Genomic DNA, 17,731 nt, shown 5'->3' with positions numbered 1-17,731 from the left:
CACTCCCCGTTCTAATCTCTACGGCGGATTATAAAACCCTAACGCCAGCCAGACCACTACGGCCAAGCCGTAAACGTAGCCGATGAGAAACTCCACCACATCACCAACCGTCGCCACCGGCGCCTCGTTCTCCCGAACCTGGTAGAGAGTGTATATCAAAAGAACCACCAGGCCATAAACGAGGAGGAAGGCCGAGACGAAGCCGAGGAAAGCATGCCAGATTGAGCGCTTATCATCAAAAAGGTACAGCCTCGCCAAGACCCTCACCCGAAATGCCTCGTCCTCCTCACCACGAGTTCTCTCTTTATGATACGGGTTCTGTTCGGCGGAATGAACTCAATCAAATCATGCTCCCTTAATCTGTCGTTCAGCTCCGAAAAGCCAGGAATCATGCGGTTGAGGTAAATCACGTCATTCGGCACGTAGTGCTGGAATATGAAGTGCCTCTGCGCCTGGCGGAAGAGCAGCTTGGGAAAGTCCGCAATGGACTGGGTTATCGCTACCGTGTAGAGCTTTCCGTCACGGCCTTCTCTAAACAACTGCTCCAGCTCCTTCCCCGGCCTCCGGCTGGAGGGATTGTAGCGGTGAGCCTCCTCAACCACGATAATCCTACTCCTGTCCCGCCTGAAAATCTCGTCGAGCAGAGGCTTGTAGTACTGCTCCACCAAGCCCTCAACACCAATCCTGTTAATCGTCCCCCTCGTCGGGACCACCAGCACCTGGTCAAAGTCCAGGAGCCTCCGCCAGCTGTACCGCTTCCCAACCATCACCTTGAGCAACCTAACACCCTTCAACTGGACCAGGCCGAGGTGGTTCTTCACCTTCGTGTCCAGGACGATGAACCTCCTCCCCTTCTCCCACGCCTGCTCCACCAGCCAGCCGGCAAAGTAGCTCTTCCCGCTCCCGGTGTTCCCGTAAATGAGGTCAATAGACCAGGCCGGAATGTCAATATCTAAGATACCCAAGCTCTCACCTCCAGAAAAAGAGAAGTCAAGAGCCGAGGTTCTTCGCAATCTTCGCCAGCATCTCGCTCTTTGGCGGTTCAGGCTCCTTCGGCTTCGCCTTCTCGCGCAGTTTTTCGGTTTCCGTCTTCACAGGCCTATCCTCCGCCTTGGCTTTTTGGCCAGCTTTCTGCTCTTTCTCCTCCCGCTCAGTTTCCCTCGGCCTCTTCCCCTTCGCCTCCTTCGCCGCCTTCCTGTACATCCACGTCAGCATGAGGAGGCTTCCGGCACCGATGACCAGGCCGAACTTCCCGCTCACCTGGAGGCTCTGACCCTCCACCTTCTCCATGTACCAGAGGCCGGCGTTGAAACTCGGCCTCCCAACGTCCCACCAGATTGAGAAGTCAATGTCCGCGCCGATTTCCTTCGCCTTCTTCTCCAGAGTTTTAACGTAGTAGTTCGCGAAGATGGCCAGGCTGTGGTCCCGCTCCTGGAACTCGTCAAGCCTGGCATTAAACTCCTCCTCACTCATCAAGCCACCGGTCTCGCCAACCTCCTCAAGCTCCTCATCCTCGACCAGCTCGTCAATCTCCTCCAAGTCCCGCTCAACATCCTCGACCAGGGAAGTGATGTCCTTCTCGTCAAGCTCAACGTTAGCAACTTCCTCACTCATTCACCTCACACTCCGGGAAGAGTTGAATCACCGGCACTCCGGCAGTTAAATCGTCCAATCTCACCGCCATCACTGCAACAGCGCACCGGCCATTGGCCAGATACCACATGCACTCATGACGCCGGCACTCTCCATTTATCAGCGGACAAAAGCGTTTAACCGGCTTCTCACTCATTCACTCCACGCCTCCCCGATAATTCTTAACTCCCTACCCAGCTCGCGCTCTATAACGTCAAGAACCTCCGCCTCCCCATAATCACTACCAACATCTCGAACCAGAACAGGATCCGAGAGATGCAGTTCTGAAGCTAATCTACAGAGTTTAACTCTAAGCACCCCACCGCGCTCTTTGATGTAAATATACTTCCCGTCCTCACAGATTCCTTCCAATTGCCAAGGCGCAGCCGGAGAAGTTTCAACCACGTAGCACTTAACTACCGACCCATCGTCATCAGTCTTCTCGACGATTCTCGCCAGTAAGAATGGATTATTCTCCATCACTCAACCTCCTTCCAGCTCAGCGTCAGCCTGACCTTCTTCTCTTTCCCCAGCTCGAAAACCAGCGCGTTCTTCTCCTCGAGATGCCTCACCTTCGCCTTGCCGAGGAGTTTCAGAAGAACCTCCTGAAGGTCCTCCTCATTCTTTACCTCGCCGACCTCGAGACCGATCCCGCGGACCGCCTCAATGAGAGTATCAACCCAGCCGAAAATCCTGGAAAGCTTCAACTGCGTCACCGGGTTCATCATGGCCATCGCCATCTTAGCCTTCTCCACAATCTCACCCCCTCAGGTTGCTCTCAATCTTACCTAAGACCGGAGAACGCACCACCGGCCTGTTCTCCTCATCCGGCATGTCCCTCACCGCTCCGAGACGCTTCAACTGCCTGAACATCTCATCGAACCAGCCGACCTTGTAGAGGTAGTACAAGAACGCCAAGCCGATGATGAGACCCCACGCTTTCCAGCTTAGCTTTGGCGTTGGAATGCTGAGCTTTTTCACCCTTTCACCCCTCACCTTTTCACCCGGCTTTTCCTCCTTTTTCATCCGGGGGACTTTGGGGGGGTCTTCCCTCTTCACCTTCTCCTCGCGGTTTTCAACCGGCTTCACCCTTGCCTTTTCCTCGCTCTTCGCCTCACTTCCACCCTCTTCAACCTCGGCAGTGACCTCCTTGGCCGGCTCCTCCTTCTTTGCCTCGCTCCTCCTCCCAAGAATCCGCTCCCGCTCCTCCTCCGGCAGTTTCAGGAACTCCTCGTAGGGGACAACCCTCTTAGAACGGCAGACCGAACACTGCGGCTTTTTAGCACGGCTCCAGAACCTGTTCCCACATCTCATACACACATACAGCTTTCTCCCACTCGCATCCTCCACCGGTCTCACCACCTTCCCCTGATTTCACCAAGGGATTCTGGGTGAATCCCCCAATTTCACCTATTTCACCCGCCTATTTAAGCACTGAACCAGAAATATGAAGAAAACGGGAGAAATCTCCCGACTCACAACTTGCGGAGAATATTGTACATGGTTTTAGGCTTGACTATATTCAACCGCCTCGCCTCGAGGAATTCCCTCACATCTTTTCTCTTGGTGAGGTTTAAAATCCCAGAATCCATCGTGACGAAAAAATCAATCCCGGATTTCAATGCTATAGCGAGCAAGTGAGCGTCCTGAGTTTTGACGCCACCCCTACCCAAGAAGTAAGTGACATTATAATAATCAGCAGGTCCCTCGATCTCACAACCCAGTTTCTCAAAAACGGCCTCAATAATCGAAGTTGCCTCCAAGACTTCGCTAATGATGTCTTCCAAGTCCCTCTCTGACGGGAGATACTTATTATAATAGCGCTGGAAATAAACTGGCGAAATGCCGTCCATCCACATGGAATTATACACAAAATCCTCAACAAGCACATTCATGAGCTCCGAGAGAATGACTGAATTAACGTAAAACTTGGCCTTATTTGGACGCTTCCTGATGATGTACTCAACAAACTCATAGGACTGAGCTCTACGGCCATACGCTTCCTTGATGTTCTTCTCGAAGAATTCAGCACCCTCAACCGTGGATTTTATGATATACCACTGTGCAAGAACATTAGTATCGACAAGAACGTGAATCATCCGACCACCTTAACCGCCTTCCTCCATGCTCCAGTCCTTCTTAACTCCGGAATAACTCTAACGACTTTCCAGCTTCCATCCTCGTAATACTCCACAACCAGCGTCCTTCCATCAACAGTCTTCAACTTCTTAACATCAACGACCTTCTTCCCCATTTCCTTCACCATTCAAGAATTAAAAGTGGAAAGAAATAAACTTTTCCATCACCAAAACCGCCACCACGGCTTAAACTCCCTCTCCAAGGCTCTCCTCACCACGTCGCTCACAGTCACACCACGCTTCTCCGCCTCGCTCTTAACCCGCTCGTAGAATTCGGGACTCACTCTCGCAGAGACGGTTTTAGTCCTCATCCCGCTCACCTCACAGCCACCTCATAAACTCACCTTCGACCTGGAGGTAATTCAACCTCTCACCCTTCTCAAGGAACCTCCTAATCTCATTCCTGTCCAGGCCTTTCTCCTCCAGAGTCTCGATAACAACCTTCAACGGAACAACATCCCGATCCCTCGCAAGCCTCTCCACCACCCTCACGAACAGCTCAAACCTCTCACGCTCTCTCGACGGAACACCAACCTCGAGAATGCTCGCATCAACCTCACCAGTCTCAGGGTCATAAGCAACGTACTCAAGGCTCTCCCAAACCAGCCTCACGGCCTCCTCAACATCAACCCTCTCCACCTTCTCCGCCAGACGAAGCTTCGCATGCGCGTAAGCCAGCCTCACGATAGCATCCATTACACGCCTGCTCACCGGTGCTCCACTCCGCTTCGTCTTTCTCCTAATCTTCTTGAACTCCTCCACCATCAGCCTCCCGGCCTCGTCATCAATTTCCGGGAACACATTGAACCTCGCATAAGCGAACAACTTCTTCAAAAGCTCAGGCTCAATAACCCTCTCCGGAGGCTTCCCGTTCTTCCGCCTCTTCACCTCGCTCAGAATACTCCACCCAATCTCCTCATCCTTCTCCTGTTCAGGCTCATCAAAGAACGCAAAGATAAGGTCAAACCTCGTCATGACAGGAAACGGAACGTCCAGCTGGTCAATGAGCAACTGCCTCCTATCAATCCTCCCAGCCTTCGGATTGGCCGTGCCGATAATCGTGGCCGTGGCCCTCAGCTTCATATTCGAAATCCCGGCCTTAGCAGGAGCAACAAACCCATGCTCCATGCACGTCTTCAACGCGTTAATGTCCTCCCTCTTCAAACTGCTGAACTCATCGACCAGGACAATCCCATCACTCCCGAGGACCAGCAGGCCACCCTTGACCGTGAACTTCCCGGTCAGCTCATCCTTCTCAAAACTCGCGGTTAGGCCAGCACGCGAAGACCCACCACCCTCCGCCGTGAGGACCTTCGGCGCAACGTTCTCAAGATCCAGCGCAAGCCTCGACTTACCCACACCAGGGTCCCCCGCAAGGAGAACATGAATCGTCGTCCTCTTGTCCCACAGACCCTCAGCAGAAACCACCGCCAAGGCCAAGGCCTTCTTGACCGACTCATACCCCCTAATCCACGGAGCGATAGACCTCGCGACGGCGTCAGGCAAGTCATCACCAAACTCATCCCTCAGGCCGAGGACCCTCTTCACATCCTTCTTACTCAGCTCCACCTGGAAACCCCGGTTCAACTGCTCCACATGAATCACCTCAAGCACGTAGTCCGACTCCGCCACACTCTTCCTCAACGACTCCCTGACCCTGAGAATACCGTAAAGAACCACCTTGTCCCCCACATCTACAGCACCAGCACCGGAGCCGAGGATGTAAGCACTCAACTCCTTTGGGTTCTCGCCAACGTGAAGACTTTCCGGCGCATCCCTCACCACGAAATGCTGAATCTCCACCTTCCTCGACTTCTTCACATCAAAATCCCACGCGTTCCTGGCACCACAGGCAGGACACTTAGACGGAGGCTTAGCAGGCTCCCTCGTCGGCCTGTTCAAAAGACCATGCTCATGACCACACTTAGTACAGACGTAGGTGGCCACCTCAAAGAAAGGAACCACCTTCGAGGCCGAGGTTATGTAACCTTCAACGGCTACAAACTTACCCACCAGGTCAGGCCTCATATCCCTCGGCCTGAACACCCTCGGGAAATTCCCCACCTTCACCCTAACCTCAACAGGCTCAAACCCATCATCGAACAGCTCAGGCTCAAGCCTGGCAATCTCCTCGTAAACCTCCTCCTGGAGTTCCCTCACCGCGTTCTCAAAAGCACCGAGAACAAAATCAGGCTCATCGAAGAGAGCCTTCGCCAGCCTCGGGTCGTACCGGACAAGGTCAAGGTAGTCCACGTAAAAATCCTTCCCGCCTTCCCTCACCAGGTCCCTGACCCTGTCAAGGTAAACCTCCTCCCCGTCACGCTTGAAGTTCCTGAGGAAATCCTTGGCACTGTTGGTGTAGTCCAGTAAATCCTCTGCCTCCTGCTCATAGCCGAGGAGCTCGAGGATTTTCGCCTTGACGAACTTCACCACCGAATCCTTCAGCCTGAAAGCAGGCTCACCGTTCACCTCACCAACGGCGTCGAAAAGGACAGCCTGAAGGCTCTTGGCCGTGTTACCGTTACCGAAGAAATCAGACTTGACCCGATAAATCATGCTCTTTGTAAAGCCAACCTCCTCCCTGAGCTTCTCCAATATGATGCTTAGAGGAGTTAGCTCATGACCTTCATCTCTTGCTTCCATGACGATGAGAACCACGTTAGAGTGAACAGGTCTTGGTAAGCCATAGGTCTCCTTGATGACATTTAGTAGTCTCTCAAATTTCTCGTTACCAAGCTCTTTTTTGGCTGAACGGTATTTGAACGGTTTGAACAAGCTTTGTTCAAACTGCTCTTCTTCGGATTCTCCAAGAACGCTCGTGTTCAAACTGTTCAAATCACTTTGAACAGCTCTATAATTTTCCAGCACTACTTTGTATGCGTTGAGCAGGTCCTTTGTGATTGAGGTCGGCAGGAAGCCGTACTGTCCCCTTATCCATACCCTCAGCATGGGACTTAGAACGGCCGGGTCGAGGTGTTCAAGGCCTTCCTCGTCCATCTGCCTGAGAAGGTCTTCTATCTCCTCGATGAGCTTGTCCTTCAGCCTGTCGCTGGCTTTTCTGACTTCCCTTGCTGCATCGTTCATGTCCTCACCCCCGTGAGCCAGTAGGCGATAGTGTTCGGGTCGGGTTCGACCGGCCTGACTTCCGCTGGCTTAACACTCTGATTGTCAGGAACGCCGTGTTCTTCGGTGTTCCCAACACTGGGAACAGCTCTCAGTTTCTCGAAGACTTTTATCCCTGTGGCGCTGATGTGGTAGCCGGGCACGTATTTGGCCTTGTCAAAGAGGTCGTCGAAGTGTTTGGCGCGTATGACCGCCAGAACGCCTAAGGCTACGTGGTGTGGGTATCTTGTGCTCAGGTAGTTGTAGAGTTCTCGCGTTATCTCGGCCTTGTCCCTTATGCCGAGGTTTATGATTGCCGTGTAGAGGTCTTCCCAGTCCTTTTCCTTGAGGCCGTATTTTTGGAGAAGGTCTATTATCCCTTCAACGTGGGTCTCGCTCATTCCAACCACCTCCGTCTCGCAGGGGAAAGAAGAGGCCTGATTTCTCATTCTTCTCACCTTCTCCCCAGCAGTTCTTCCTTGATGAACTTGTGGACCATTCCGCCTGAGTTGAAGCGCCTGGCCTTCTCCAGTGGAAGGAGAACCACCTTCCGGCCGTCGGCCAGCTCTCGCCTCACCGCCAGGCCTTTCTCGACCCTCCAGACGAGCCACTTCACCCTGGTCTTCACGATGTAATAAGCGGGAACGCCGAGGTAGAAGGCGAGGTCCTCGAGGAACGTGTACTGAGGCTCATCAAAGAAGGCATAGCCATCATCCTCGCGGAGCTGGTACCGGCTCTTGACCTCGAGGAGGGCCAAGGGAAGGCCGTTCTTGAAGTCCCAGAGGATTAGGTCGATGTCAAAGAGGCCTATCCTCGTCACCCCGTACTTGTTCTTCACTTCCTCGAGGAGGTCGGAGAATTCTTCGTGAGCGTCGAACCCGTGGAGCTGGTTGATGATGGCCGAGACTGTCCGGCGCCTGAGCCTTCTAAGTTCCTGGCTGGTTGTTATGAGGTTCCTCCTGTCGCCTTCGGTCATGAGTTATCCTCCTCCGTCAGTTTTACTATGAGTAACGGAAGGACGATAAAGAGGAATGCAAAGAGGTCATCTGCAGTGATGCCGTAGAGCACCCAGCGGATTGCGAGAGCGATTGTTAGAACACTCAACACGAAGTTGGTTGTGCTCTTGTCGAGAATCTTCATGCTACCACCACCGCCTCGGGGAAGCTCTCCCGTGTGAGCTTCAGCGCGCTGGCCGGCACGTGGAGGACGAGTTTTATCTTCTCTTCCTCGAGCTCGATGTTAGCGACTTGAACGGGAACGAGCGTCCTGAGTTCATCGACTTTCTCAAGCGCCTGGCTGAACTCTTTCAGCCTCTCCAGTTCAAAATATGTGATTAGAAGCGGCATGCTTCCTCACTCCATCACATGGTCGAGGGTTGCCTGTCTGGTTGGTTTGACCTCTGGCTTCTTCCACTCCTTAGCGGGTTTTCCGATGAGTTTTCTGAGGTACTCGATTTCCTCCTTCCAGAACTCGCGTTTTTCAGGCTCCGCGTTTTCGAGGACCTCAAGAACTTCGCCGGGTCCTATGGTGAAGCCGTAATTCCTCTTCGTTGGGTGTTCGTCTGCGAGGAACTGGAGGACCTCCTCGAAGGTCTCAAACCTCTCGGTTTTGCCAGAGTTGGTGTAGCCTGAGAAGAGCCTCTCAACGTCCCTGGCCGAGTAACCGGGCCGGCGCTTGTACTTCCTGATCACCCAGTAGGCGTTCCCTTTGTGGGAGTACATTCCAAGGTGGCTCGCCAGAATCCAAACCTCGTTTATCTCGCTCATGCTCCAACCCTCCCGTAGTACCTGCGGACTGAAAAGCTTGCAAAAGGAAAGCTCTGCTTCACCATCATCTTAACCCGTTCCTCTGCCTTCTCCCGCGTCTTCTCGAAGATGATGAATTCGATGGGTTCCTCACCCGGCTGGGTTATGGTCACGCGCCAGGCTTTCATGACTGGAGGCCTTCCACGCCTGGTCATGCTCTCACCACCTTATGTTTGTGCGTCAACTTCTTATGCACTGAACCAGAAACCTGGAGAATTCGGGAGAATTCTCTCGATGGTATCAGCATGGCACCCTCGTCGAGAACCCACTCGGCCTCCCTAAGCTTCGCCAAAGCCTCCTCCAGAGGAAGCTTCCGGAGGTCATAGATGGACACAACACGCATGGCGGTTCACCAATGTCGAATTGTCAGAAAATTCTAATAATTCTTTCTATCAGAAATTAGTATAGATGACAATTAACAAAAAATTCTAATTGTCGAAAAGTTCGAATTTTGAATACTTTTTTAAAAGTGTGTCAAATAAAATATTTTGGTGATTCAGATGGCTCAGAGAGGTAGAAAAGGTGGAATTAAGTTAGGACCTGGTCAGTTTGTAACTCGTGTTGGGTCAAAGTATATGATAGTGATCCCAAAAGAGGTTAGAGACGAGCTGAATATCAATGAGGGGGATACAGTAATAATAACTGTCAAAAAGGCAAGAGTGGAGGTTGTCCCTGTGGATTAGGTAGGTTTGTGGTGTTTCCTCCCGTTTTCTCCCCTTTTCTGGTTCAGTGCTTAAATACACTTGTGTGTTATTTTCTTTGGTGAGGCCTTGTGGATGCAAGTGAGAAGCGTCGTTTGATTCTCAAGGGTTGTGAGAAGTGGAAGGGTCATTGGCTAAGGGTTTACCTCATGAATGGATCTGATTTTAGGGTGAAGGCAGAGGAGCTTAAGGAGATGGTGGAGAAGAACCAGCTTAACCTGAACCTTGTGAAAAATGTGGAGGTGGATGATGAGTACAGGAAGTTCAAGCCGATGCCTAAGAGGGAGTTGAGGATACCTAAAAAACATCTCCCCATTTCTGGTTCAGGTGGAAATTCTGGGTCTGGTGGCGATGATGAGGATAAGAGATGGGGGGTTCTGCTTGGGATCCTCACGGTTCTGGTTGTTGTTGGCCTGTTGTTGAGGAGGTGAGCATGTGAGCAGGAAGGCTGAAAGAAGAAAAAACACAGCTCATCCTGTTTCTTCTACTTTTATTGTTAGATGTACCTCTGCCGGATAAACTACATCGCCTGTAACTTTGTAGTCTATGGTCTTGTCCGTGAATACAGAATACTCATTATCTAAAACAAGGTAGTATATGTCAGGGTCTAACCTCTCCAGATAACTTGGTGGACCGTTTGTAATGTCATAGGTTCCACTTTCGGCCTTTTCATATGAGGCCACGACTCTTGGTGTTCCCCCCTCTTGGTATATTTGGAACTCCGAGGCTCTCATAAAGTCCAGATTTATATCCAATTTTTCTCTGATGTCTATCGTAGCTTTGACGTTTTCAGCATACAGTATGTTTGAGAGGCTGATAGGTATTCCAATGTATTTTCCAGCATCAATAACCTCTGTACCTTCTGCGAGCGTCATGTAGATTGGATCGGCAATACCAACGAGGACATAATAGGTTCCAGGAGAAAGAGTAGCAGTATAAGTTCCACTCTTTACATGGTGACTTATGAACTCATAAGTGAGACTGGTTGAATCTCCTTTCCATTTTTCTAACTCTGAGGCGGGGATTATTGCGAGATAGGAGATACTTTCTGCTCCTGAGATAATGTCAAGCTGCATAGTAACTTTTGATGTGTGAGTTATCTCGATGTCTCCAATATAGTACTGGCCATCCAGAGTTATGTCTTTGTCGTAAGCTATCCATGAGGAGGGTGTCCACTGCTGGTTGGTCTCTGTAGAACTTAAGGTTGTTGAAGACGGAGAGGATGTTTGGTTGGAATTCGTGGATGTCCCAATACATCCTGTAGCAAAAACAACCAAAAGTAGGATAGCTCCGGCATAGAGTTTCTTTAGGGCAACCATTGGAAGTCACCACAGTTGATAACAGAAGTTAGATATATAAACTTTACACGTGGTTGTTACAAAGACTGTCCCCCATTGGCGATGAGTGGAGGTTGTCCCTGTGGATTAATCCAGAGTAGAGGTGTCAAAAGAATCGTGGCGAATACGACTAAGAGCTGAGTTTTCTCCCTCTTCCGGTGATAGTTGTTCCTTCAACCCACTCTGTATTTTTCCCTTATGTGCTTCAAGAACTCTCCGGCTGTGAGAATGTAAAACCAGTGCCTTTTAAGGTTGAACTTAAGCGTCTTTTTGTTCCTCAGGCGGACCAAGTGTGCGGTGTTCATGCTGATGAGGTAGCGAGCCTTTGAAGCATAAACCACGTTTAGGAACTTAACATCGTCTAAATGGCTAACGGCCTCTACGATTTTAGGATCATCCTCGAACTTTACACGTGGAGAAACCCTCTTTGTATGGTTCTGTATGAGGTTGTATATAGCCTTAGCCTTCTCGGGTTTTCCGATGAGGAGGCCGATTATTGCAAGGGTCTCTTTCATCTCTCGCAGAGTTTCTTTTGATCCATAATTCTGAAGGGTGGAGCTCTTTAGGAGCTCAAGAATCTTAATGGCTGGACTCCGGGATGGGTCTTTGGTTTTCAAAGCGCTGATAAGAATCGATGTGTCGAGGACGACCTTGAGCTAAACCATTCAAATCACTCCGAGTTTTTCCAGCTTCCTCTCGATGCGGTGGAACTTCTTAAGCTCCCTTCTGGCGAGTTTTAGGAGTTCCATGGTGTTCAAGTTTGTGGTCTTCTTGTCTTTCAGGATTATCTCCCAGGCTTTTTCGTCGCTCATTGGTTCGTCCATCTTGTTCATTAGCGTCTTAACCTGAAAGAACCAGATAATGTCATCTGGCTTTTCTTTTGTGGCCTTGGCAAGGCCGTCAATTACTGACTCAAAGACCCGCCTATCCACTGCCTTTACCGCCATAGTCTCACCTGACTATGGTTTGCAGTGGGGTTAGATTAACTTTGTGGTGGTCCTAAGGCTGGTAGGCCGTTCAATGGAAAAGGCTTTTAGCCTAAAAATTTATAAAGTTCAGTGGGGGTTTTCGTCATGGTAAAATCGGGTGGAGTGTCCGGACACTCTCAAGCGGGGGAGCAGGAGCAGGCTGGAGCGCGGAAGCGGAAGGCCAGGAAGCGCCTTTCACCGCGTCTGCACATTACGCTACCTCCAGAGGTTTACAGGAAGGCCAAGGAGCGCTGGGATAACGTGAGCCGAGTGGTCGCGAGCCTGCTCGAGGTGGCTTTGTCCGAGGATTTGACGGTTGAGGAGGTCGTGACGGCCGTAACGCTCCTTAGGAGTGGCGCTTTGGTGGTGAATTCGCCTTTAGGCGCGGGGGTTGCCGAGCCTGGTCAAAGGCGGTGGACTCAAGATCCACTCCCGCAGGGGTTCAGGGGTTCAAATCCCCTCCCCCGCACCACAGTTCTTCTCAAGAACGTGTTCTGACGACTTTCTGGAAATGTCTACCGCTTTGAAGGGACGTTGTTTGAAAGAATTAAGCGGTGATAGGTTGCGCGCCTCCATATCAGGGGTCAAGATGGGGGTGTGAATTTTTGAATTCGGACTCAATGCAGAACAGGTTATGGCGGACCGGCGGGGATTCGAACCCCGGACCTGCGGCTTAGGAGGCCGCCGCCCTATCCTAGCTAGGCTACCGGTCCACTGCCCGCTATTCCCTCCAAGGGAAGGGTATTTAAAGTTTACGGTCTACTCGGGAGGGGGTGGGATACGGTGGACGAACTTGACCTAAGGATACTCTCACTGCTCCAGGAAAACGCCCGCCTGTCGTACCGTGAGATAGCGCGGGAGCTCAAAGTGGCCGTTGGAACCGTGTACAACCGCATCAAAAAGATGGAGGAGGAGGGTGTAATCAGGGGATTCGCTCCGATCCTTGACTACGAGAAGCTCGGCTTTGGGCTGACCGCGGTTATAGGTGTCAAGGCCCAGGGGAGGCGCATCCTGGATATAGAGCGTGAGATAGCCAAAAACGAGAGGGTAATGCTGGTCTACGACATAACCGGTGAGTTCGATATAGTCCTGGTGGCGAAGTTCAGGGACAGGGCAGACATGAACCGCTTCGTTAAGTGGCTGCTCTCTCTCGATGGGGTGGAAAAAACGAACACGAGCGTTGCGATGCAGGTGGTTAAAGAGGACACGAGGCTAAAGCTAACGGAGGACTAGAACCTCGTCCAGGAATCGCTTCGCAAAGTCGTCGAAGCTCTCAACCGGAAGGATGACTTCCTTCCCGTTGACTTTGCCCTCAAAAATCAGGTTTCTCGCCGTTATCTCCAGTATCTTTTTGAAGTCGGGGTTTTCCGCGATGGTATCTCTGAGAACCCGCGTGAACTCTGCCTCGTCTGCGTGCCGCACCACTCCCTCTATGACCACCTCTTTCCCGCACTCTTCCTCGGTGCATCTGAATTTAAAAGGGAGGCCGGGTTCGACCTCCACCGGAATCGTCAGGCCGTCGGCGTTGTATATGAACACCTTCATGGGGATCACTCCAGCCTTATGAGGCTCTCCACGGGGATGCTGTACTCCTCACGCAGCCGCTCTATAACGTCCCCGACGCTTATGAGGAAGAACATCCCAACAGGCTTCGCCCCCGCCTGCCGGCACATCTCCAGGAGCGCCCTCTGCGTCTCGCCGCTCCTTATGACGTCGTCAACTATGAGGACGTTTTCGCCCTTCTTGAGGGCCCACTGCGGGAGGTACAGCGTCGTGACGCTTCCCGAGGCGCTCGGCACGTAGCTGACCTCGTAGAACTTCTCAACACCGACTTCCTTCTTCTTCTTGGCGTAGACAACATCGACGTTCAGCTCCCTCGCCACGTGGACGCCGAGGGCTATTCCGTCCGTTGCGGCTGTGAGGACCCTATCGACGTTCTTGTCCATGTACCTGCTCGCCACGTCCTCCGCTATGAGGCTCATCAGGGCCGTGTCGCTGAGGACGGGCATGTTGTCAAAGAACCCGTACTCGTCGAATTTTATCCTCTTCCTGACCTCCTCCTCTACGTTGATGTACGGGAGGAGCAGACTGAGGAGCTCCTTCGTTCTCTCGGCGCTTGGCAGGACCTTTCCCCTCACGTATCTGTTCAGCACGGTGATGGGGAGGCCCGTTATCTTGGAGAGCTCCTCGTAGGTGTAGGTCTTCTTGAGCAGTCTGAGCACCCTGACCAGTCTCAGCTTCTCCTGCACGGACTTCAGCTGACTCATGCTCTCACCTCCGGTGCCCCTGAATTAACAAGAAAATGTATAAATAGGTTTCGGTCACTCCCGGCTCTTCACAACTTTCCTGCGGTACTCCTCTATGACGTCGCCGTACTCCCTGAGGAGGAACTCCTTCGTCACGGGCTCCCCCTCGGGATGGTCGATGCCGGGGCAGAAGGAGTCCTGTTTGACGTAGATTTCCATCTTTTTTCCGTGCTTCACGAAGACGAATGGGTAGAGCCTGCACGCGAGGGGCCGGTGGTCGTAGATTTTGCAGCGCATGGTCTCGGGATCAAGGAAAACGCAGCCCCCGTCGAAGGGACGCTTTTTGAGGGCGTAGCTGAGGAACTTGTCTCCGCGGTAGAACATCTTATCGTAGTCCACGAATTCCCAGGCACTGTAGCCCAGTTCCTCTATCCTGGCTATATCCTCATCCCGGATGGGTATCTCCAGCTCGTAGCAGCATTTCCCGCAGTTTTCGAGGCACTTAAATTTAAAGGTGAGGTCGTGCTCGACCTCCAGGGTCTCGAGGTCGATGGTGGCAACCCACCGCCTCTCCAACCCCTCACCCCCTGTAGGAGCTCGCTATCAGCGTCTCCGTCATTTCGATGTTCTTTATCCTCCTCAGAACCTCGTCGTGGAACCTGTCCAGCTCCTCTATGCTGCCGACCTCCACGCGGAGGATCAGGTCGTACTCCCCATAGACCCTGTATATCTCGTTTATCTTCTCGTTGCCCCGGAGGATCTCATAGACCTTCTCCTCGGTTCCGGGCTTAACAACAACCAGGACAAACGCTTCCATCATATGCCGAACCCCCCGAAGTTAAACCTCTTGGCCATCTTGGCCAGCTTCCTCTTGTCCATGCTCTTGAACATCTTCTTCATCTGATTGTACTGGTTGAGGAGCTCCCTTACTTCGGCGGTGCTGGTTCCCGAGCCGCGGGCTATGCGTTTGATCCTCGAGTAGTTGATTATCTCCGGGTGCTCGAGCTCCTCCTCGGTCATGGAATCCATGATTATCCTGTACCTCCGGAGCTTCTCCTCACCCACCCTGACGGCGTCATCCGGCAGGGAGTAGCCCAGTCCCGGGATCATCTGAAGAACCTGCTTCAGCGGTCCCATCTTCTGCATCGCCTCGAGCTGGGCGTACATGTCCTTTAGGTTGAACTTACCCTTGAGGAACTTCTCTAGGTCTTCCTCGCTGACGGCCTGCTGTTTCTGGAGCTCCTCGAGCTTCTCCAGAAGTCCCTCGATGTCTCCCATTCCCAGGAGCCGCGAAACAAAGCGCTTCGGATCGAAGGCTTCGAGGTCGTCTATCCTCTCGCCAACACCAATGAACTTTATCGGGGCGCCAGTTGCGGCGACGGCCGAGAGGGCCCCACCCCCCTTGGCCGAACCGTCGAGCTTGGTGACTATTATCGAGCCTATTGGCGTTGCCTCTTTGAATGCCAGGGCCTGGTTATACGCCTGCTGGCCTATGGTTCCGTCTATGACCAGTATGACCTCATGGGGCTTTATGGCCTGGCTTATCTGCTTCATTTCCTCTATAAGGCCGGACTCCTCCTTGTGCCTTCCGGCGGAGTCCACGATTATGACATCCACGTCCTTCCCCCGGAAGTACTCGACGCCCTCGTAGGCGAGCTTGACTGCGTCCTTCTCCTCGGGATCGCCGGAGACCTCTATTCCGTACGGTTCGAGGAGCTGCTTGAGCTGGTAGTAGGCTCCTGGCCTCCAGGTGTCCGAGCAGACGACGCCCACCTTGTAGCCCCTCTTCTGGAGGTGCCTCGCAAGTTTCGCCACGCTGGTTGTTTTACCCGAACCCTGGATTCCGACGGTGAGCAGTACGGTGGGTTTCTCTTTTATCTCGAGGGGTTTGGCCTCCTTTCCGAGAAATTTGGTCAGCTCCTCGTAGACTATCTGGATTATGTGCTCCTTCTTTGAAGCCCCTGCAGGGGGTTCCTCCTCAAGGGCCCTCTTTTCTATGGTTTTGGTCAGCTGGAGAACGAGCCTTACGTTAACGTCCGCCTGGATGAGTGCCCTCTGTATATCTCGCACTACCTCCTTTATCGTCGCCTCGTCCACGGTCTTTGAGCGGGCGAGCTTTTTCAGGGCGCTGTTCAGTGCCTTCCCAAGCTTCTCTAGGGCCATTTTCTCTCACCGTAGTGATGGCGTCTCTAAAGTTTATAAACAGTTGGGTCGGTTCCCGGAACAATGCAATGTTCTAATGTGCGCTTTCTTCATAATCGGGAACGTCAGGGCAGATTTCATCGAACATGCATGTACATTTAACTACAAAGGCGGACGACGCTGCTTTTTTGAAGGAATAAAGAACTCTAGAGGTCATTTGTGGAAATTTGCGGGCCGACAAAGCTTTTAAACCTCTACAGAACCATGTATTACTGGGAATGGCGGAACGGAGGTGACACAGATGATGTGGATGGCCCATCTGTACGGGTACATGCTCGAGAGGGAGATGGAGAGGAGGAAGCGTAAGTCCATCCCCGAGGAGCTCGCGTACGTTGAAACGCTGAGGGCTTGATGGTTGAATCATCCCTCACTTTAATAAGGTGCGGTTCTATTTTTACCCCGGTGGTGTTATGAGGATCCACTATGAGTGCATCGCTTGTGCCGTTAACCAGGCTCAGAAGATAACCGAGATGAGTGCCGGGGACTTTGAAAAGCGCAGGAGGGCCATGCTTTTCGTGGCCGGGAAGCTTGGCGAGCTCTTCAGGGAGGATTCCATTCCCGCGGTGAGCGGGGGTATGCTATTCCTTGAACTGTACCGCTTTCTGGGGGACGATGACCCGTTCAGCGGTTACAAGGAGACCTCCACAAAGCTGGCCCAAAGGGCTGCCGAGGATCTCGGGGTTCCCGGGGACTTCAAAACCGCTCTTAAGCTGGCGATAGCGGGCAACATCATAGACTTCGCCGTTGGCTACGACCCCTCAAAGATAGAGAAGGACATCATTGGAGTGACCCGGGAGGAGCTTAGCATAGACCACAGCGATGAGCTTCTCAGGGCGCTCGAGAACGCCGGGGTGCTGCTCTACCTCACCGATAACTGCGGGGAGGTGTACTTTGACAGGCTGCTGCTTGAGTTCATACGCGGGAGATTTCCCGGCCTGAGGATATACGTGGCCGCGAAGGACGGCCCAATAATCAATGACGCCACGGTCGGGGACCTGCTGGAGGCGGGGTTCGACGAGTTTGCTGAGGTCGTCTCCACGGGCTCCAGGCTTCCGGGCACTCCGCTTGAATACGCCTCCGAGGAGTTCCGGAGAATCTTCAACGCCGCCGACGTCATAATTGCCAAGGGACAGGCCAACTTTGAGACCCTGAGCGACTTGGGGGACCGTAGGGTGTTCTTCCTCCTCAAGGCCAAGTGCCCTCCAATCGCCCGCGAGCTTGGTGTCGAGAGGGGCTCACTGCTCTGTGTGAGGGGCGGAAAAATAGACGATTGACGATATTATCTTTGACGAATGTCTATTAGAAACCTTTTTATATTTTCAAGTGGTATATACTCATGGTGATATCTATGACAACGGTAATTCGGAAAGATGCGGAAAGGTTTTTGAGGGAGTTAAAGGCTCATTACGGCGATGCCTGGAGGATGCCGCGCAGTAACTACCTGTCCAAGCCAGATTTTGTTGTGGTCGACCCCAAGAGCGGCAAAAAGACAAAAGTAAGCTTCGTTTCCCTTGACGATGGTGAAGTCGTCGGCGTCGTTTACGACGACCTTGGCTGAACTTTCGCTTTTTGACTAATTATGCCCATTCTGTTTTGGCCG

General features: G+C 52.4%; 30 protein-coding genes, 2 tRNA genes and 1 pseudogene. 7 read left to right on the top strand and 26 right to left on the bottom strand.

Annotated elements, in window-relative coordinates; all coding sequences use genetic code 11:
* Positions 1-18: 18 nt before the first annotated feature.
* The 17 genes from FPV09_RS06160 to FPV09_RS06090 all read right to left on the bottom strand — a co-directional run bounded on the left by FPV09_RS06160 (position 19) and on the right by FPV09_RS06090 (position 9,020).
* A complete protein-coding gene (locus FPV09_RS06160) occupies positions 19-258 on the bottom strand; it encodes a hypothetical protein (RefSeq protein WP_148882755.1) in 240 nt (79 codons plus the stop codon).
* Between the two features lie 5 nt (positions 259-263).
* On the bottom strand, positions 264-965 hold the full coding sequence (locus tag FPV09_RS06155; protein WP_148882754.1) for a helicase HerA domain-containing protein: 702 nt from the start codon (positions 963-965) through the stop codon (positions 264-266).
* Positions 966-990: 25 nt separating this feature from the next.
* The gene (locus FPV09_RS06150) at positions 991-1,614 is read right to left on the bottom strand and encodes a hypothetical protein (protein WP_148882753.1); all 624 of its coding nucleotides are present in this window, start codon (positions 1,612-1,614) and stop codon (positions 991-993) included.
* Positions 1,615-1,785: 171 nt separating this feature from the next.
* Positions 1,786-2,112, bottom strand: a complete 327-nt coding sequence (locus FPV09_RS06145; protein WP_148882752.1) for a hypothetical protein — start codon at positions 2,110-2,112, stop codon at positions 1,786-1,788.
* A complete protein-coding gene (locus tag FPV09_RS06140; RefSeq protein WP_246112239.1) occupies positions 2,112-2,387 on the bottom strand; it encodes a hypothetical protein in 276 nt (91 codons plus the stop codon). Before FPV09_RS06140 ends, FPV09_RS06145 begins: the two co-directional genes overlap by 1 nt.
* Positions 2,388-2,391: 4 nt before the next feature.
* Positions 2,392-2,991 carry a hypothetical protein gene (locus FPV09_RS06135; protein WP_148882751.1) on the bottom strand — a complete coding sequence of 200 codons (600 nt, stop codon included), beginning with the start codon at positions 2,989-2,991 and terminating at the stop codon, positions 2,392-2,394.
* Between the two features lie 116 nt (positions 2,992-3,107).
* Positions 3,108-3,731, bottom strand: coding sequence for a PIN domain-containing protein (locus FPV09_RS06130; RefSeq protein WP_148882750.1), 624 nt, complete (start codon positions 3,729-3,731; stop codon positions 3,108-3,110).
* Positions 3,728-3,898: a hypothetical protein gene (locus FPV09_RS12005; protein WP_168194742.1), complete on the bottom strand. Its 171-nt coding sequence runs from the start codon at positions 3,896-3,898 to the stop codon at positions 3,728-3,730. The genes FPV09_RS06130 and FPV09_RS12005 overlap by 4 nt, the downstream gene beginning before the upstream one ends.
* A 36-nt stretch (positions 3,899-3,934) precedes the next feature.
* A complete protein-coding gene (locus FPV09_RS06125; protein ID WP_246112338.1) occupies positions 3,935-4,081 on the bottom strand; it encodes a ribbon-helix-helix protein, CopG family in 147 nt (48 codons plus the stop codon).
* Positions 4,082-4,091: 10 nt separating this feature from the next.
* Entirely contained in the window at positions 4,092-6,854 is a 2,763-nt protein-coding gene (locus FPV09_RS06120; protein WP_148882748.1) for a minichromosome maintenance protein MCM, read from the bottom strand.
* Positions 6,851-7,321, bottom strand: a complete 471-nt coding sequence (locus FPV09_RS06115) for a cullin (RefSeq protein ID WP_148882747.1) — start codon at positions 7,319-7,321, stop codon at positions 6,851-6,853. The genes FPV09_RS06120 and FPV09_RS06115 overlap by 4 nt, the downstream gene beginning before the upstream one ends.
* A 5-nt stretch (positions 7,322-7,326) precedes the next feature.
* Positions 7,327-7,848 carry a hypothetical protein gene (locus FPV09_RS06110; RefSeq protein WP_148882746.1) on the bottom strand — a complete coding sequence of 174 codons (522 nt, stop codon included), beginning with the start codon at positions 7,846-7,848 and terminating at the stop codon, positions 7,327-7,329.
* Positions 7,845-8,012, bottom strand: a complete 168-nt coding sequence (locus FPV09_RS12000) for a hypothetical protein (protein ID WP_168194741.1) — start codon at positions 8,010-8,012, stop codon at positions 7,845-7,847. The genes FPV09_RS06110 and FPV09_RS12000 overlap by 4 nt, the downstream gene beginning before the upstream one ends.
* A complete protein-coding gene (locus FPV09_RS06105; RefSeq protein WP_148882745.1) occupies positions 8,009-8,218 on the bottom strand; it encodes a hypothetical protein in 210 nt (69 codons plus the stop codon). The genes FPV09_RS12000 and FPV09_RS06105 overlap by 4 nt, the downstream gene beginning before the upstream one ends.
* 6 nt (positions 8,219-8,224) lie before the next feature.
* The gene (locus tag FPV09_RS06100) at positions 8,225-8,638 is read right to left on the bottom strand and encodes a hypothetical protein (protein WP_148882744.1); all 414 of its coding nucleotides are present in this window, start codon (positions 8,636-8,638) and stop codon (positions 8,225-8,227) included.
* The gene (locus FPV09_RS06095) at positions 8,635-8,832 is read right to left on the bottom strand and encodes a hypothetical protein (protein WP_148882743.1); all 198 of its coding nucleotides are present in this window, start codon (positions 8,830-8,832) and stop codon (positions 8,635-8,637) included. Before FPV09_RS06095 ends, FPV09_RS06100 begins: the two co-directional genes overlap by 4 nt.
* Entirely contained in the window at positions 8,829-9,020 is a 192-nt protein-coding gene (locus FPV09_RS06090; RefSeq protein ID WP_148882742.1) for a hypothetical protein, read from the bottom strand. Before FPV09_RS06090 ends, FPV09_RS06095 begins: the two co-directional genes overlap by 4 nt.
* A 157-nt stretch (positions 9,021-9,177) precedes the next feature.
* On the opposite strand from FPV09_RS06090, the gene FPV09_RS06085 reads away from it, so the two are divergent.
* Both FPV09_RS06085 and FPV09_RS06080 read left to right on the top strand, forming a co-directional pair.
* Positions 9,178-9,360: an AbrB/MazE/SpoVT family DNA-binding domain-containing protein gene (locus FPV09_RS06085; protein WP_246112337.1), complete on the top strand. Its 183-nt coding sequence runs from the start codon at positions 9,178-9,180 to the stop codon at positions 9,358-9,360.
* Between the two features lie 89 nt (positions 9,361-9,449).
* Entirely contained in the window at positions 9,450-9,809 is a 360-nt protein-coding gene (locus FPV09_RS06080; protein ID WP_148882740.1) for a hypothetical protein, read from the top strand.
* Between the two features lie 39 nt (positions 9,810-9,848).
* Here the strand turns inward: FPV09_RS06080 and FPV09_RS06075 are convergent, their stop codons facing one another.
* The 3 genes and pseudogenes from FPV09_RS06075 to FPV09_RS06065 form a co-directional block, all read right to left on the bottom strand.
* Positions 9,849-10,697, bottom strand: coding sequence for a hypothetical protein (locus tag FPV09_RS06075; RefSeq protein ID WP_148882739.1), 849 nt, complete (start codon positions 10,695-10,697; stop codon positions 9,849-9,851).
* Between the two features lie 191 nt (positions 10,698-10,888).
* Positions 10,889-11,356, bottom strand: a pseudogene (locus FPV09_RS06070) (putative toxin-antitoxin system toxin component, PIN family); the annotation flags it as partial.
* A 24-nt stretch (positions 11,357-11,380) separates the two neighbouring features.
* Positions 11,381-11,662, bottom strand: coding sequence for a hypothetical protein (locus tag FPV09_RS06065; RefSeq protein WP_148882737.1), 282 nt, complete (start codon positions 11,660-11,662; stop codon positions 11,381-11,383).
* A 139-nt stretch (positions 11,663-11,801) separates the two neighbouring features.
* Here FPV09_RS06065 and FPV09_RS11995 point away from each other — a divergent pair, with 139 nt between their 5' ends.
* Positions 11,802-11,948: a hypothetical protein gene (locus FPV09_RS11995; RefSeq protein ID WP_168194739.1), complete on the top strand. Its 147-nt coding sequence runs from the start codon at positions 11,802-11,804 to the stop codon at positions 11,946-11,948.
* Positions 11,949-12,067: 119 nt separating this feature from the next.
* A tRNA-Leu gene (locus tag FPV09_RS06060) sits at positions 12,068-12,155 on the top strand.
* A gap of 163 nt (positions 12,156-12,318) precedes the next feature.
* On the opposite strand, the gene FPV09_RS06055 is transcribed toward FPV09_RS06060, so the two are convergent.
* Positions 12,319-12,396, bottom strand: a tRNA-Arg gene (locus FPV09_RS06055).
* Between the two features lie 70 nt (positions 12,397-12,466).
* Between FPV09_RS06055 and FPV09_RS06050 the strand changes: the two genes are divergently transcribed.
* A complete protein-coding gene (locus tag FPV09_RS06050) occupies positions 12,467-12,916 on the top strand; it encodes an Lrp/AsnC family transcriptional regulator (protein ID WP_058938207.1) in 450 nt (149 codons plus the stop codon).
* Here FPV09_RS06050 and FPV09_RS06045 read toward each other — a convergent pair.
* The 5 genes from FPV09_RS06045 to FPV09_RS06025 are packed head-to-tail and all read right to left on the bottom strand — an operon-like array spanning position 12,902 to position 16,092.
* Entirely contained in the window at positions 12,902-13,228 is a 327-nt protein-coding gene (locus FPV09_RS06045; RefSeq protein ID WP_058938206.1) for a hypothetical protein, read from the bottom strand. The genes FPV09_RS06050 and FPV09_RS06045 overlap by 15 nt on opposite strands.
* A 5-nt stretch (positions 13,229-13,233) precedes the next feature.
* Positions 13,234-13,950 (bottom strand): phosphoribosyltransferase family protein, encoded by a 717-nt coding sequence (locus FPV09_RS06040; RefSeq protein ID WP_058938205.1) that lies wholly within the window; start codon positions 13,948-13,950, stop codon positions 13,234-13,236.
* Between the two features lie 54 nt (positions 13,951-14,004).
* Positions 14,005-14,505 (bottom strand): YkgJ family cysteine cluster protein, encoded by a 501-nt coding sequence (locus FPV09_RS06035; RefSeq protein WP_058938204.1) that lies wholly within the window; start codon positions 14,503-14,505, stop codon positions 14,005-14,007.
* 4 nt (positions 14,506-14,509) lie between these two features.
* Positions 14,510-14,749, bottom strand: coding sequence for an Lrp/AsnC family transcriptional regulator (locus FPV09_RS06030; RefSeq protein WP_058938203.1), 240 nt, complete (start codon positions 14,747-14,749; stop codon positions 14,510-14,512).
* On the bottom strand, positions 14,746-16,092 hold the full coding sequence (locus FPV09_RS06025; RefSeq protein WP_148882736.1) for a signal recognition particle protein Srp54: 1,347 nt from the start codon (positions 16,090-16,092) through the stop codon (positions 14,746-14,748). The genes FPV09_RS06030 and FPV09_RS06025 overlap by 4 nt, the downstream gene beginning before the upstream one ends.
* A gap of 449 nt (positions 16,093-16,541) precedes the next feature.
* Between FPV09_RS06025 and FPV09_RS06020 the strand changes: the two genes are divergently transcribed.
* Entirely contained in the window at positions 16,542-17,405 is an 864-nt protein-coding gene (locus tag FPV09_RS06020; protein ID WP_148882735.1) for a damage-control phosphatase, read from the top strand.
* Between the two features lie 74 nt (positions 17,406-17,479).
* The gene (locus tag FPV09_RS06015) at positions 17,480-17,689 is read left to right on the top strand and encodes a hypothetical protein (RefSeq protein ID WP_058938200.1); all 210 of its coding nucleotides are present in this window, start codon (positions 17,480-17,482) and stop codon (positions 17,687-17,689) included.
* Positions 17,690-17,731 lie beyond the last annotated feature (42 nt).

This window comes from Thermococcus aciditolerans (assembly GCF_008152015.1).
GTDB lineage: Archaea > Methanobacteriota_B > Thermococci > Thermococcales > Thermococcaceae > Thermococcus > Thermococcus celericrescens.
The sequence above is the reverse complement of the archived record's forward strand: the minus strand, read 5'-3'. Positions and strand labels throughout refer to the sequence as shown.